The 12,931-nt window shown below is 58.9% G+C and carries 13 protein-coding genes; 11 read left to right on the top strand and 2 right to left on the bottom strand.

Going from position 1 to position 12,931, the window contains the following annotated elements:
- The 5 genes from KHQ28_RS24360 to KHQ28_RS24340 form a co-directional block, all read left to right on the top strand.
- The coding region (locus KHQ28_RS24360) for an FAD-binding protein (protein WP_211777706.1) at positions 1 to 192 on the top strand (192 nt) is incomplete at its 5' end.
- A gap of 57 nt (positions 193 to 249) precedes the next feature.
- The gene (locus KHQ28_RS24355; RefSeq protein ID WP_002891476.1) at positions 250 to 1,068 is read left to right on the top strand and encodes a sugar phosphate isomerase/epimerase; all 819 of its coding nucleotides are present in this window, start codon (positions 250 to 252) and stop codon (positions 1,066 to 1,068) included.
- Between the two features lie 10 nt (positions 1,069 to 1,078).
- On the top strand, positions 1,079 to 2,443 hold the full coding sequence (locus KHQ28_RS24350) for an aromatic acid/H+ symport family MFS transporter (RefSeq protein ID WP_032419349.1): 1,365 nt from the start codon (positions 1,079 to 1,081) through the stop codon (positions 2,441 to 2,443).
- 330 nt (positions 2,444 to 2,773) lie between these two features.
- Positions 2,774 to 3,952 (top strand): Gfo/Idh/MocA family protein, encoded by a 1,179-nt coding sequence (locus tag KHQ28_RS24345; protein ID WP_004191717.1) that lies wholly within the window; start codon positions 2,774 to 2,776, stop codon positions 3,950 to 3,952.
- A 159-nt stretch (positions 3,953 to 4,111) separates the two neighbouring features.
- Positions 4,112 to 5,476, top strand: a complete 1,365-nt coding sequence (locus KHQ28_RS24340; protein ID WP_004144660.1) for an MFS transporter — start codon at positions 4,112 to 4,114, stop codon at positions 5,474 to 5,476.
- 43 nt (positions 5,477 to 5,519) lie between these two features.
- On the opposite strand, the gene KHQ28_RS24335 is transcribed toward KHQ28_RS24340, so the two are convergent.
- Entirely contained in the window at positions 5,520 to 6,011 is a 492-nt protein-coding gene (locus tag KHQ28_RS24335) for a YajQ family cyclic di-GMP-binding protein (protein WP_002891465.1), read from the bottom strand.
- Positions 6,012 to 6,202: 191 nt separating this feature from the next.
- Between KHQ28_RS24335 and panE the strand changes: the two genes are divergently transcribed.
- Genes panE through KHQ28_RS24320 form a run of 3 tightly spaced genes read left to right on the top strand, consistent with a single transcriptional unit; the run spans position 6,203 to position 8,197 of the window.
- Positions 6,203 to 7,114 carry a 2-dehydropantoate 2-reductase gene (gene panE, locus KHQ28_RS24330; protein WP_004178742.1) on the top strand — a complete coding sequence of 304 codons (912 nt, stop codon included), beginning with the start codon at positions 6,203 to 6,205 and terminating at the stop codon, positions 7,112 to 7,114.
- Complete coding sequence (gene yajL, locus KHQ28_RS24325; protein ID WP_032419350.1) at positions 7,077 to 7,670, top strand: protein deglycase YajL; 594 nt, start codon at positions 7,077 to 7,079, stop codon at positions 7,668 to 7,670. The genes panE and yajL overlap by 38 nt, the downstream gene beginning before the upstream one ends.
- A gap of 50 nt (positions 7,671 to 7,720) precedes the next feature.
- On the top strand, positions 7,721 to 8,197 hold the full coding sequence (locus tag KHQ28_RS24320) for an SRPBCC family protein (RefSeq protein ID WP_002891457.1): 477 nt from the start codon (positions 7,721 to 7,723) through the stop codon (positions 8,195 to 8,197).
- Positions 8,198 to 8,263: 66 nt separating this feature from the next.
- Here the strand turns inward: KHQ28_RS24320 and thiI are convergent, their stop codons facing one another.
- Positions 8,264 to 9,712 (bottom strand): tRNA uracil 4-sulfurtransferase ThiI, encoded by a 1,449-nt coding sequence (gene thiI / locus KHQ28_RS24315; RefSeq protein WP_004151340.1) that lies wholly within the window; start codon positions 9,710 to 9,712, stop codon positions 8,264 to 8,266.
- A gap of 181 nt (positions 9,713 to 9,893) precedes the next feature.
- Between thiI and xseB the strand changes: the two genes are divergently transcribed.
- From xseB to dxs, 3 genes are read left to right on the top strand one after another with little or no spacing between them, the layout of a single operon-like run.
- Positions 9,894 to 10,136 (top strand): exodeoxyribonuclease VII small subunit, encoded by a 243-nt coding sequence (xseB, locus tag KHQ28_RS24310; RefSeq protein ID WP_002891398.1) that lies wholly within the window; start codon positions 9,894 to 9,896, stop codon positions 10,134 to 10,136.
- A complete protein-coding gene (gene ispA / locus KHQ28_RS24305) occupies positions 10,137 to 11,036 on the top strand; it encodes a (2E,6E)-farnesyl diphosphate synthase (protein WP_004144656.1) in 900 nt (299 codons plus the stop codon). It abuts the gene before it with no gap.
- A gap of 18 nt (positions 11,037 to 11,054) precedes the next feature.
- Complete coding sequence (gene dxs / locus KHQ28_RS24300) at positions 11,055 to 12,917, top strand: 1-deoxy-D-xylulose-5-phosphate synthase (RefSeq protein ID WP_032419351.1); 1,863 nt, start codon at positions 11,055 to 11,057, stop codon at positions 12,915 to 12,917.
- The last annotated feature ends 14 nt before the right edge of the window (positions 12,918 to 12,931 follow it).

Below are 12,931 nucleotides of genomic sequence, written 5' to 3'. Positions count from 1 at the left end.
GAACACGCCCGGGTGCTGGATGATCAGCAGCAGCCGATACCGGGTCTGTCCGCCATCGGCAACGACATGTCGAGCGTGATGCGCGGCTATTACCCCAGCGGAGGGATCACCCTCGGGCCCGCCATGACCTTCGGCTATCTGGTGGGTAAAAACCTGGCAAAAAAAACAAATATAAACAATAACATAACTTGATTTCCACGAATGGATGCACCCTAACTCTCTTCACCTGCAACTGTACCGGAGCCCTTTATGAACAAGCGTACCCTATCGCTCGCCGCGCTGACCCTGCTCGATGTCCCTCCCCCCGAACAGGTGCGGATTGCGGCCAGAACCGGTTTTACCCACGTTGGGCTGCGACTGCTCCCCGCCACACCGACCGACCCGGACTACGACATGCTGGGCGATACCCCGGCCGTCCGGGCGACGCTCGCCGCGTTGATGGAAACTGGCATCCGCGTGTCGGACGTGGAGATCGTCCGCCTGACCCCCGGGTTTACCCTCGACGATCGGCTGCAGCGTTTTATGGAGACCGCCGCGCGTCTTGGCGCCGGACAGGTGTTAGTCGCCGGCAATGATGACAACCTTCAGCGCAGCGCTGACAACCTCGCCATCCTCGCCGCGGCCGGTCGTCCATTTGGGCTGACCATGAATCTTGAGCCGATGCCCTGGACCCAGTTGCGCAACATCGCCGCAGCGCAAGCACTAATCGCCGCCAGCGGGCGGGAAGACATCGGCATTCTGGTGGACGCTCTCCATTTCTGGCGCGCGGGAGAATCGCTCGCCGCCCTCTCCAGCCTGCCCGCGCATCATCTCAACTATATGCAACTCTGCGATGGCGCGGCGCAGAGGCCGGAGAGCGAGCAGGAACTTATCCGCCAGGCCCGCTCGGCGCGCAACGTGCCGGGGGAAGGCGGTCTGGATCTGCATGGTCTGATGTCGGCCCTGCCGGCGACGCTGCCGGTCTCTCTCGAAGTGCCGCTTGACGGCGAGCAAGGCGCCCTGCCGCCTCTTCAGCGGGCGCAGTTACTGTTCGATGCCGCGCAGCCCTACCTGCGCGCCTGCGCATAAGGAATACGCTATGACACAGACTCAACGCCTGGATGTCAGAGAGTTAATAAATCGTAACCCGCTGAGCCGATTTCAGAAGCAGATTATATTTCTCGGCTTTTGCGTCATCGCTCTCGATGGTTTTGATATCGCGATCATGGGCTTTATCGCCCCGACGCTAAAGCTGGAATGGGGGGTAAGCAACCACCAGCTGGGTCTGGTGATCAGCGCCGCGCTGATCGGCCTCGCGCTGGGGGCGATTTTCTCCGGCCCGCTCGCCGACTGGCTGGGACGTAAGAAAATCATCATCAATAGCGTTTTCTTCTTCGGTTTCTGGACCATCGCCACCGCCTTCTCGCACAACGTAGAACAGATGATGTTCTTTCGCTTTATGACTGGCCTCGGGCTGGGCGCCGCGATGCCGAATATCGGGACGCTGGTGTCGGAATACGCCCCGGAACGCCAGCGTTCATTTATTATCACCGTCATCTTTTGCGGCTTCACCTTCGGCGCGGCGGCGGGAGGATTTTCGGCATCGTGGCTGATCCCCCAGTTTGGCTGGCACTCGCTGATGGCGCTCGGCGGTATTCTGCCGCTGCTGTTTGCCCCCCTGCTCATCTGGCTGCTGCCGGAATCGGTTCGTTTTCTGGTGATCAAACAAGCGCCCGCGGCGCGCATACGCGCCATTCTTAACCGTCTCTATCCCGGACAAATCAGCGACAATGTGACGTTTATCCTGCCGGCGCAGCCAGCGGCCGGCAACGCGATGCGCATTGTCCTCTCCCGCCAGTACGGTTTCGGCTCGCTGATGCTATGGCTGGTCTACTTTATGGGGCTGTTCCTGGTCTATATCCTCGGCAGCTGGCTGCCAACGCTGGTTAAAGCGGTAGGAATGACCGTTAGCCAGGCGGCCATCATGACGGCGATTTACCAGGCGGGCGGCACCCTCGGCTCGTTGTTTGCCGGCTGGCTGATGGACAGGATCAACCCCCATCGCGCGCTGGGGATAATCTACGCCGTTGGCGGCCTGTTCACCATGGCGATGGGCTACGCCGCGGGCAGCTTTGCCTTGCTCTGTATGCTGGCGTTTATCAGCGGCGCCTGCCTGAACGGCGCGAATACTGGCATGAACGCCCTCTCCGCCCGCTACTACCCTACGCAGGCGCGGGCGACGGGCTCCAGCTGGATGCACGGCGTCGGGCGCATCGGCGCCATTCTCAGCGCCTTTGCCGGCGCCGAGATGATGGCGCTCAACCTGCCCTTTGAAAGCGTCTTTTTGATCCTCGGTATCCCGGCAGCCCTCACCGTCGCAGGCCTGGCGGCGAAGGGCATCTTTGCGGCCGGTCATCCTCCCGTCGCTTCAACTTCCACCGCGTCTGTGCGCGGAGCGTCATAGCGGCATCTGGTCCCCGGTGCAATCGGCGGATTGCACCGCCTTCAGCAGCTAATAAAGAAAATTTATTTCATATTTTGTTGAAACGAAAAACGCCTGCAACAATCTGGACGACTCCGGCAGGCGATATCCCGCCCTCACCTTTTCAACCAAGCGCAAAAGAAACTATCGCTAATTCGATCCCCCTCGCATATATGGAAAATAAATTCCACAACACAATTGAAACAGAACAAACATTTCCTTAAGTTGAAGTCAGTCTATCCGGATGCGCGTTGCCGCAGGTGTCGGCATTGAGCGCCTCAGAGTGCAAATGATTTCAAAAAGGAGAGCACCATGTTAAACGGCCTGAAACCCTTATCCCGTTCCCTGCGCTGGGGCATGGTCGGCGGCGGGGGAACCAGTCAGATCGGCTACAGCCACCGCTGTGCGGCGCTGCGTGACAATGTTTATACCCTGCTGGCCGGCGCGCTTGACGTCGATGCCGAGCGCGGGCGCGCGTTCGGTGAGCAACTGGGCATCGCGCCGGAGCGCTGCTACGCCGACTACCAGACCCTGTTTCGCGAAGAGGCGCAGCGCCCTGACGGGATCGAGGTCGTCTCGGTCACCACCCCGAACAATACCCATTTCGCCATCACCAAAGCGGCGCTGGAGGCGGGACTCCACGTTATCTGCGAAAAGCCCCTCTGCTTTACCGCCGAAGAGGCGCGCGAGCTGGTGGATCTGAGCAAAAAACAGAACAAAATCGTCGGCGTCACCTACGGCTATGCCGGCTATCAGATGATCCAGCAGGCGCGGCAGATGATTGCCGATGGACTGCTCGGCGAGATCCGCATCGTTAACATGCAATTCGCCCACGGCTTCCATAACCAGGCCGTCGAGCTGCAGGCAGAATCCACCCGCTGGCGAGTAACACCGAAGTTTGCCGGGCCCAGCTATGTGCTTGGGGACCTGGCCACCCATCCGCTGTTTGTCGCCGAAACCATGGCGCCGCAGCTCAATATCAAACGGCTGATGTGCTCCCGTCAGAGCTTTGTTCCCTCCCGCGCGCCGCTGGAAGATAACGCCTTTGTCCTGATGGAATATGACAATGGCGCGGTTGGCTCGATGTGGACCAGCGCGGTCAACAGCGGCGCCATGCACTCGCAAAAAGTGCGCATCGTCGGCGAAAAAGCAAGCATCGAATGGTGGGATGAGCATCCTAACCAGCTCAGCTATGAGGTGCAGGGCGAGCCGGCGCGCATTCTGGAACGTGGGATGCCCTACCTGTCGCCGAACGCGCTGGCGGATGACCGCATTGGCGGCGGCCATCCGGAAGGGCTGTTCGAAGCCTGGGCCAACCTCTATCGCCGCTATGCGCAGGCGATTGACGCCACGGATCGCGACGATCGCGCCTTCCTGCAAGACTTCTGGTATCCGGACGTCGAAGCCGGGCTGCACGGCGTCTATTGGGTAGAGCAGTGCGTCAAATCGGCTGACGCTGGCAGCCAGTGGGTTGACTTTACTTTACCTTAATTTTCCCCCTCGCCAGTGGAGTCCCCCTCCACTGGTTTATTGATTTTTACCAACTTGTCGCATCGCGCAACAGCCCCGTAATATCTGTTAAACAAACATTTATTTACGCTTCTTACCCCCCGCCGCTACACTAGGCGCAGTTTTTATATTGAGGTGGTAATGAACGATAACAAAATGACGCCAGGGGAACTGCGCGCGACCTGGGGTTTGGGGACAGTATTCTCCCTGCGCATGCTTGGCATGTTTATGGTCCTGCCGGTTCTGACCACGTATGGCATGGCGTTGCAGGGTGCCAGTGAAGCGCTGATTGGCCTGGCGATCGGTATCTACGGCCTGGCGCAGGCGGTGTTCCAGATCCCCTTCGGACTGTTATCTGACCGTATTGGCCGTAAGCCATTGATCGTCGGCGGCCTGCTTATCTTCGTGCTCGGCAGCGTCATCGCCGCGCTCACCGACTCCATCTGGGGCATCATTCTTGGCCGCGCCCTGCAGGGCTCCGGCGCCATCGCCGCCGCGGTTATGGCCCTGCTGTCCGATCTCACCCGCGAACAGAACCGCACCAAAGCGATGGCCTTTATCGGCGTCAGCTTCGGCGTCACCTTCGCCATCGCCATGGTGCTGGGGCCGATTGTCACCCACCAGCTGGGTCTGCACGCGCTGTTCTGGATGATCGCCATCCTGGCGACCGTCGGCATCCTGCTCACCCTGTGGGTGGTGCCCAACAGCCATAACCATGTCCTTAACCGCGAATCCGGGATGGTGAAGGGCTGCTTTAGCAAGGTGCTGGCGGAGCCGCGCCTGCTGAAGCTTAACTTTGGCATCATGTGCCTGCACATTATGCTGATGTCCACTTTTGTCGCCCTGCCCGGACAACTGGAGGCCGCCGGCTTCCCGGCCGCCGAGCACTGGAAGATTTACCTGGTCACCATGGTTATCTCGTTCATCTCGGTGGTGCCGTTTATCATCTACGCCGAAGTGAAGCGCAAGATGAAGCGCGTCTTCCTGCTCTGCGTCGCCATCCTGCTGATTGCGGAAATTGTCCTCTGGGGCGCCGGAGGCTACTTCTGGGAGCTGGTGGCGGGCGTTCAGCTCTTCTTCCTGGCGTTTAACCTGCTGGAAGCGCTGCTGCCGTCGCTAATTAGCAAGGAGTCTCCGGCGGGCTACAAAGGCACCGCGATGGGCGTCTACTCCACCAGCCAGTTTCTCGGCGTGGCGATTGGCGGCGCGCTTGGCGGCTGGGTCGATGGTTTCTTTGATTCGCAAACCGTGTTTCTGCTGGGCGCCCTGCTGGCGATGCTGTGGCTGCTGGTGGCCAGCACCATGAGCGAGCCGCCGTACGTCAGCAGCCTGCGGGTGGAGGTGCCGGACGGCGTGGTGGTCGACAGCGCGCTGCAGGCGCGTCTGCTGAGCGCCAGCGGGGTTCATCAGGCGCTGGTGGTACCCGAGGAGCGTTCGGTGTATATCAAAATCGACAGCAAGGTCACCAACCGCTTCGAGATAGAGCAGCTCATCAAAGGGGTATAAAAAAAGCGGGGAATTCCCCGCTTTTTGCTGTCTGCCCGCCGCCTTAGTCGCGGAAGTTTTTGAACTGGAACGGCTGTCCCAGATCGCCACCGCGCACCAGCGCCATCACCGACTGCAGATCGTCGCGGGACTTACCGGTCACGCGGATCTCTTCACCCTGAATCTGGGCCTGCACTTTCAGCTTGCTGTCTTTGATCAGTTTAACGATCTTCTTCTGCACCGCGCTTTCAATGCCTTGCTTCAGCTTCGCTTCAACAAACCAGGTTTTACCGCTGTGCACGATATCTTCCGGTACGTCGAGGGAGGTGCCTTCAATGCCGCGCTTGAGCAGCTTGGCGCGCAGGATATCCAGCAGCTGGTTCACCTGGAAGTCAGACTCGCTCAGCACTTTAATGGTCTTGTTGGCGTCGTTTAATTCAAAAGTGGCTTCAACGCCACGAAAATCAAAACGCGACTCGACTTCGCGGCTCGCGTTGTCCACCGCGTTACGGGCTTCCTGAAGATCAACTTCAGAGACAATATCGAAAGATGGCATCTTTTCCTCTCCTTCCGTTTCTTTTGCGTTGCATAATACCTGCAACGCGGCATAACTCAACTTGTTATCCCGGAAGCTTAGCTGATTACGCAACGCTCGCGCTATTTTCCCCGTGATGTCCGACGATGCGAAAAGCGACGAGATAGACTTTAGCCATCAGCGCCTGGGATAGCGGCAGATGAGGAGGAACAATGAAAGTAACCGTACTGGGATGCGGTGCGCTGGGACAACTATGGCTGACCGCGTTGTACAAACAGGGACATGAAGTCCAGGGCTGGCTGCGCGTACCGCAGCCATTCTGTAGCGTCAACGTCATTGAAACCGATGGCTCAGTGTTCAACGAATCGCTGACGGCCAACGACCCCGATTTTCTCGCCAGCAGCGAGCTGCTGATCGTCACCTTAAAGGCCTGGCAGGTGTCGAATGCGGTAAAGCACCTGGCTGGGATCCTGTCGGACACCACGCCAATTGTGCTGATTCATAACGGCATGGGCACCGTCGAGGAGCTGCGCGGCGTGAAACAGCCATTGCTGCTGGCCTCCACGACCCAGGCGGCGCGGCGCGATGGGAATGTCATCATCCACGTTGCCCAGGGCACCACGCATATCGGACCGGCAAAAAGCTACGAGGGGGACTACAGCTATCTCGCAGAAGTTCTGCAGAGCGTGCTGCCGGATGTCGCCTGGCATAACAATATCCACTCGGCCATCTGGCGCAAGCTGGCGGTTAACTGCGTGATTAACCCTCTGACCGCGCTCAAAGGGTGTAAAAACGGCGATCTGCGCGACTATACGCAGGAAGTTGCGGCCATTTGTCGCGAGGTGGCGGCGGTGATGGAGCGCGAAGGTATTCATACCTCGGCGGAAAACCTGCTATTTTATGTCGAACAGGTAATTGAAAGTACGGCAGAAAATATCTCTTCCATGCTGCAGGACGTTCGCGCCCAGCGGCATACAGAGATCGACTACATCACCGGTTTTCTGCTCAACCGCGCCCGCGCCCACGGCGTCGCCGTACCGGAAAACGCCCGCTTATTTGAATTGATCAAGCGTAAGGAGAATGAATATGAGCGCGTCGGCACTGATTTGCCTCGCCCCTGGTAGCGAAGAGACCGAAGCGGTCACCACTATCGACCTGCTGGTCCGCGGCGGAGTAAAGGTGACCACCGCCAGCGTCGCCAGCGACGGCAGCCTGACCATCGTCTGTTCGCGCGGCGTCAAACTGCTGGCGGATGCGCCGCTGGTCGAGGTGGCCGATGGTGATTTCGATATCATCGTCCTCCCGGGCGGTATCAAGGGCGCAGAGTGCTTCCGCGACAGCACGCTACTGGTGGAAACCGTCCGCCAGTTTCATCTCTCTGGGCGCATTGTGGCCGCCATCTGCGCCGCCCCGGCGACCGTGCTGGTACCCCATAATCTGTTCCCGATCGGCAACATGACCGGTTTTCCGGCGCTGAAGGAACATATCCCCTCCGAGCAGTGGCAGGATAAAAGAGTGGTCTGGGATCCGCGGGTGAATCTGTTAACCAGCCAGGGTCCGGGGACTTCGATTGATTTCGCCCTGAAAATGATCGATCTGCTGGTGGGGCGCGAGAAAGCGTATGAGGTCGCCTCACAGCTGGTGATGGCCGCTGGCATCTATAATTACTACGAAGCCTGATAGCCGGTCCGCGCCGCGGGCTGGCTCCCCTTTTCCTGAGGAGTCGCAGCATGTCCCGGAGCGCAACCGATTCTCGCGATCTTGTAATCAGCCGCCTGCTCAGCGCGCCCGCCCCAGCCCTGTGGCGCGCGTGGGCCGACCCGGCATTACTCCGAACCTGGTGGTGCCCTAAGCCCTGGCAAACCGAGGTTCTGGCCTTTGATTTTCGCGCCGGCGGGGCCTTTCACACCGTGATGCACGGGCCTGACGGTGAACGCAGCGATAACCCCGGCTGTTTTCTTGAGGTTATCCCGCAACAAAAAATCGTCATGACCTCGATGCTGACGGCGGATTATCGCCCCGCCGTTTCCCCCTTCGCGATGACGGCCATCATCACCTTTGCCGATGAACAGGTCGGGTGTCGCTATACGGCTACGGTGCTGCATGCCGATGATGAAACCCGCGAGCAGCATGAGCAGATGGGATTTTTCGAGGGCTGGAATATTGTCATCGATCAGCTCAATGACCTGGCGCTGACCCTGCGCTAATACACTCCCCTGCCAATAGTAAAAAGGCCTTCCATTAGGGAAGGCCTTTTGCATCATAACAACCTGTTACGGGCGATACACTTTCACGTTGCTGAAGCCCTGCTCGCGCAAATAAAGCGCCTGCAGACGGCTCATCACCCCGCGCTCGCACCACAGCAGCCAGGTTTTGCTCTGATCGAGATCGCCAAATTTGGTGCTTAGCTTGTAGAACGGCAGGGAAACAACCTCAACCCCCTCGACCTTCAGCGGCTTGTCTTCCTGCTCGTCGATGGAGCGAATGTCGAGGATCGCGTCATTGGCGCCAAAGCCGGTCACGGTTTCCACTTCCACCACCGTCTCTTCCGTCTGCTGGGCGATCTCGCGGATATCGATATTGCTCGCCTCTTCCACCACTTTATCAAGGATGCTGAAATCGAAGTGTTCTTCTTCCGCTTCAATCTTCGCCTTCACCGCCTTCACGGTCGGGCTCTTGGAGATCACGCCGCAATATTCCGGCATGGTGCGGGCAAAATCTTCCGTGCCGATCTCACGCGCCAGGTCGATGATGTGCTCTTTATCGTGCGAAATCAGCGGGCGCAGGATCAGAGTATCGGAGACATTATCGATCAGGCGCAGGTTAGTGAGGGTCTGACTGGAGACCTGGCCGAGCGCTTCGCCGGTGACCAGCGCCTGCACGCCATAGCGTTCCGCGACTTTTGACGCGGCGCGGACCATCATGCGCTTGAGCACGACGCCCATCTGGCCGTCGTCCACTTTTTCAAGGATTTCGCCGACTACTGGCTCAAAGTTAATCGCCACAAAGCGAACGCGGTGTGAGCTGCCGAAGCGGTTCCACAGATAATGCGCAACCTGGCGGACGCCAATCTCATGGGCGGCGCCGCCAAGGTTAAAGAAGCAGTAATGAACGCGGCAGCCGCGGCGCATCAGCATGTAGCTGGAGACGCCGGAGTCAAAGCCGCCGGAGATCAGCGACAGCACATCTTCCTGGGTGCCGATCGGGAAACCGCCGATGCCTTCATAGCGGCCTTTCACCAGCAGCAGGCGATCGTTTTCAATCTCGAGATTGACGGTGACGTCCGGGTCGGTCAGCTTCACGCGCGCCGTTTCAATATGCTGATTCAGACCGCCGCCGACGTAGCGTTCCACTTCAATTGAGGTGAATTCATGTTTGCCGCGACGCTTCACTCGCACGCAGAAGGTTTTGCCTTCCAGCGCCTCGCGCCACAGCGGCAGCGTCTGCTCGAAAATATCGTGCAGCGAGGTGAACGGCACGTCTTCGACTTCCAGAATATGGTGGATGCCGGGGATACGGGTCAGCGCATCGCGAATAGCCGGGCGCTGATTTTCATCTTTCGCGCGAACTTCGATATGATCCCAATGACGGACGACGGCCAGCGTCTCATCATAGTTTTTGAGAACGTTACGAATGTTCCCGGTTAAGATTTTAATGAAGCGCAACCGCACAGATTGGCTTTTGATGGTGATTTCCGGGAACAATTTAATGATAAACTTCATAGCGACAATAGTTCGTTGGCAAGCCCGACGGGGCTATAAGCAAAAGTTGTAAAGCAGCGCACACCGGTGCCTGCATCCTGGGCGCGGAGTATATCACCATTGCGCGTTATTTGCTTACACGCGTGACTTCGTTACCATACCCGGTATTGCCGTCGCGACATAACAAGAGTCTACATTCACTATGCCAAAGAAAAATGAGGCCCCGGCCAGCTTTGAAACTGCTCTGGGCGAACTGGAGCAGATCGTTAACCGTCTGGAAAGCGGCGATTTGCCGTTAGAGGAAGCGCTAAGCGAATTTGAGCGCGGCGTACAGCTGGCGCGCCAGGGGCAAAGTCAGCTGCAGAAGGCCGAACAGCGCGTGCAGATCCTGCTGGCGGATAGTGAAGATTCCCCGACCACGCCTTTTACGCCGGACGCTGAATAAATGGATTTCCCGCAACAATTGCAGGCCTGTGTGGAACAGGCAAACGAAGCGCTGCGCCGTTTCATCGCCCCGCAGCCCTTTCAGAACACTCCGCTGGTGGAAGCGATGCATTATGGCGCATTGTTAGGCGGTAAACGCCTGCGTCCCTTCCTTGTCTACGCCACCGGCGAGATGTTCGGCGTGTGCCGTACCACGCTGGATGCTCCTGCCGCGGCGGTCGAATGCATTCATGCCTACTCCCTGATGCATGATGATTTGCCGGCGATGGATGATGACGATCTGCGCCGCGGCCTGCCGACCTGCCATATTAAATTTGGCGAAGCCAACGCAATTCTTGCGGGAGATGCCCTGCAAACGCTGGCGTTCTCTATACTTAGTGATGCGCCGATGGTCGACGTTCCTGACCGGGACCGGCTGGCGATGGTTTCCGAACTGGCGCAGGCCAGCGGCGTGGCGGGCATGTGCGGCGGCCAGGCGCTGGATCTGCAGGCCGAGGGACAGCAGGTTGATTTACAGGCGCTGGAGCGTATCCATCGCCATAAAACGGGCGCCCTGATCCGCGCCGCCGTCCGGATGGGAGCCCTGAGCGCCGGCGAACGCGGCCGCGCCGCCCTGCCCGCGCTGGATCGCTATGCGGAAAATATCGGTCTTGCCTTCCAGGTCCAGGATGACATTCTCGACGTGGTAGGGGATACTGCGACCCTTGGCAAACGTCAGGGTGCCGACCAGCAATTGGGTAAAAGCACCTATCCCGCCCTCCTGGGTCTTGAGCAAGCCCGGAAGAAAGCGCACGACCTGATCGCTGATGCCCGCCGGTCGTTAGATGAGCTGGCCGCACAATCTCTGGATACTTCGGCACTGGAAGCGCTCGCGAATTACATTATTCAGCGCGATAAATAAACAAAAAATGAGTCTCTGATGAGTTTTGATATTGCCAAATACCCGACCCTGGCGCTGGTAGATTCCACCCAGGAGTTGCGCCTGTTGCCAAAAGAGAGCCTGCCGAAGCTATGTGATGAGCTGCGGCGCTATCTACTGGACAGCGTCAGCCGTTCCAGCGGTCACTTTGCCTCTGGCCTCGGCACGGTGGAACTGACCGTGGCGCTGCACTACGTGTATAACACGCCGTTCGATCGCCTGATCTGGGACGTCGGCCATCAGGCCTACCCGCATAAAATTCTGACCGGTCGCCGGGACAAAATCTGCACCATTCGTCAGAAAGGCGGCCTGCATCCCTTCCCGTGGCGCGGTGAAAGCGAGTATGACGTGCTGAGCGTCGGTCACTCCTCCACTTCCATTTCCGCGGGTATCGGGGTGGCTATCGCCGCCGCGAAAGAGGATAAGCAGCGGCGCGCGGTGTGCGTCATTGGCGACGGGGCGATCACCGCCGGCATGGCGTTTGAGGCGATGAACCACGCCGGGGATATCAAACCCGACCTGCTGGTGGTGCTGAATGACAATGAAATGTCGATTTCCGAGAACGTCGGCGCGCTGAACAATCATCTGGCGCAGCTGCTCTCCGGTAAGCTCTACTCCACCCTGCGCGAAGGGGGCAAAAAGGTCTTCTCCGGGGTGCCGCCGATTAAAGAGCTGCTTAAGCGTACCGAAGAGCATATCAAAGGGATGGTGGTGCCGGGCACGCTGTTTGAAGAGCTGGGCTTTAACTACATTGGCCCGGTGGATGGCCATGACGTGCTCGGTCTGGTCAGCACGCTGAAGAACATGCGCGACCTGAAAGGCCCGCAGTTCCTGCATATTATGACCAAAAAAGGCCGCGGCTATGAGCCCGCCGAGAAAGACCCGATCACCTTCCATGCGGTGCCAAAATTCGACCATACCAGCGGCGTACTGCCCAAAAGCAGCGGCGGCCTCCCTTCCTACTCGAAAATCTTCGGCGACTGGCTGTGTGAAACGGCGGCCAAAGACAGCAAGCTGATGGCGATCACGCCGGCGATGCGCGAAGGTTCAGGGATGGTGGAGTTTTCGAAGAAATTCCCCGATCGGTACTTTGACGTCGCCATTGCCGAGCAGCATGCGGTCACCTTCGCCGCCGGGCTGGCGATTGGCGACTACAAGCCGGTGGTGGCGATCTACTCCACCTTCCTGCAGCGAGCCTACGATCAGGTGATCCATGATGTGGCTATCCAGAAGCTGCCGGTGCTATTTGCTATCGACCGCGCCGGGATCGTCGGCGCAGACGGTCAGACGCATCAGGGAGCGTTCGATCTCTCCTTCCTGCGCTGTATTCCGGATATGGTGGTAATGACCCCGAGCGATGAAAATGAATGTCGCCAGATGCTGTACACCGGCTACCACTACAGCGACGGCCCCTGCGCGGTGCGCTATCCGCGCGGTAGCGGCACCGGCGCGACGCTCGAGCCGCTGGCATCGCTGCCGATCGGCAAAGGGGTGGTGAAACGTCAGGGCGAGAAAATAGCGATCCTCAACTTTGGCACCCTGCTGCCGGAAGCCGCGGCGGTAGCGGACAAACTCAACGCCACCCTGGTGGATATGCGCTTTGTGAAGCCGCTGGATACCGCGCTGATCCTCCAGCTGGCCGGCGAGCACGACGCGCTGGTGACGCTGGAAGAGAACGCCATCATGGGCGGCGCCGGCAGCGGCGTGAACGAAGTGCTGATGGCCCACCGCCGGGCGGTACCGGTGCTCAATATTGGCCTGCCGGATTATTTTATTCCTCAGGGCACTCAGGAAGAGATCCGCGCCGACCTCGGCCTTGATGCCGCCGGTATTGAAGCCAAAATCCGCGACTGGCTGGCATAATTGCCCCTTCCGCT

The organism is Klebsiella sp. 28, from assembly GCF_018223905.1.
In the GTDB taxonomy this organism is placed as follows: Bacteria; Pseudomonadota; Gammaproteobacteria; order Enterobacterales; family Enterobacteriaceae; genus Klebsiella; species Klebsiella pneumoniae.
This window is presented reverse-complemented; position numbering and strand designations above follow the sequence as displayed.

What these genes read in the sequence shown, in the direction of transcription:
- xseB (WP_002891398.1), top strand. Translation starts at nt 9,894, where the DNA reads ATGCCAAAGAAAAATGAGGCCCCGGCCAGCTTTGAAACTGCTCTGGGC.
- KHQ28_RS24335 (WP_002891465.1), bottom strand. Translation starts at nt 6,011, where the DNA reads ATGCCATCTTTCGATATTGTCTCTGAAGTTGATCTTCAGGAAGCCCGT.
- dxs (WP_032419351.1), top strand. Translation starts at nt 11,055, where the DNA reads ATGAGTTTTGATATTGCCAAATACCCGACCCTGGCGCTGGTAGATTCC.
- KHQ28_RS24350 (WP_032419349.1), top strand. Translation starts at nt 1,079, where the DNA reads ATGACACAGACTCAACGCCTGGATGTCAGAGAGTTAATAAATCGTAAC.
- KHQ28_RS24345 (WP_004191717.1), top strand. Translation starts at nt 2,774, where the DNA reads ATGTTAAACGGCCTGAAACCCTTATCCCGTTCCCTGCGCTGGGGCATG.
- panE (WP_004178742.1), top strand. Translation starts at nt 6,203, where the DNA reads ATGAAAGTAACCGTACTGGGATGCGGTGCGCTGGGACAACTATGGCTG.
- KHQ28_RS24320 (WP_002891457.1), top strand. Translation starts at nt 7,721, where the DNA reads ATGTCCCGGAGCGCAACCGATTCTCGCGATCTTGTAATCAGCCGCCTG.
- yajL (WP_032419350.1), top strand. Translation starts at nt 7,077, where the DNA reads ATGAGCGCGTCGGCACTGATTTGCCTCGCCCCTGGTAGCGAAGAGACC.
- ispA (WP_004144656.1), top strand. Translation starts at nt 10,137, where the DNA reads ATGGATTTCCCGCAACAATTGCAGGCCTGTGTGGAACAGGCAAACGAA.
- thiI (WP_004151340.1), bottom strand. Translation starts at nt 9,712, where the DNA reads ATGAAGTTTATCATTAAATTGTTCCCGGAAATCACCATCAAAAGCCAA.
- KHQ28_RS24355 (WP_002891476.1), top strand. Translation starts at nt 250, where the DNA reads ATGAACAAGCGTACCCTATCGCTCGCCGCGCTGACCCTGCTCGATGTC.
- KHQ28_RS24340 (WP_004144660.1), top strand. Translation starts at nt 4,112, where the DNA reads ATGAACGATAACAAAATGACGCCAGGGGAACTGCGCGCGACCTGGGGT.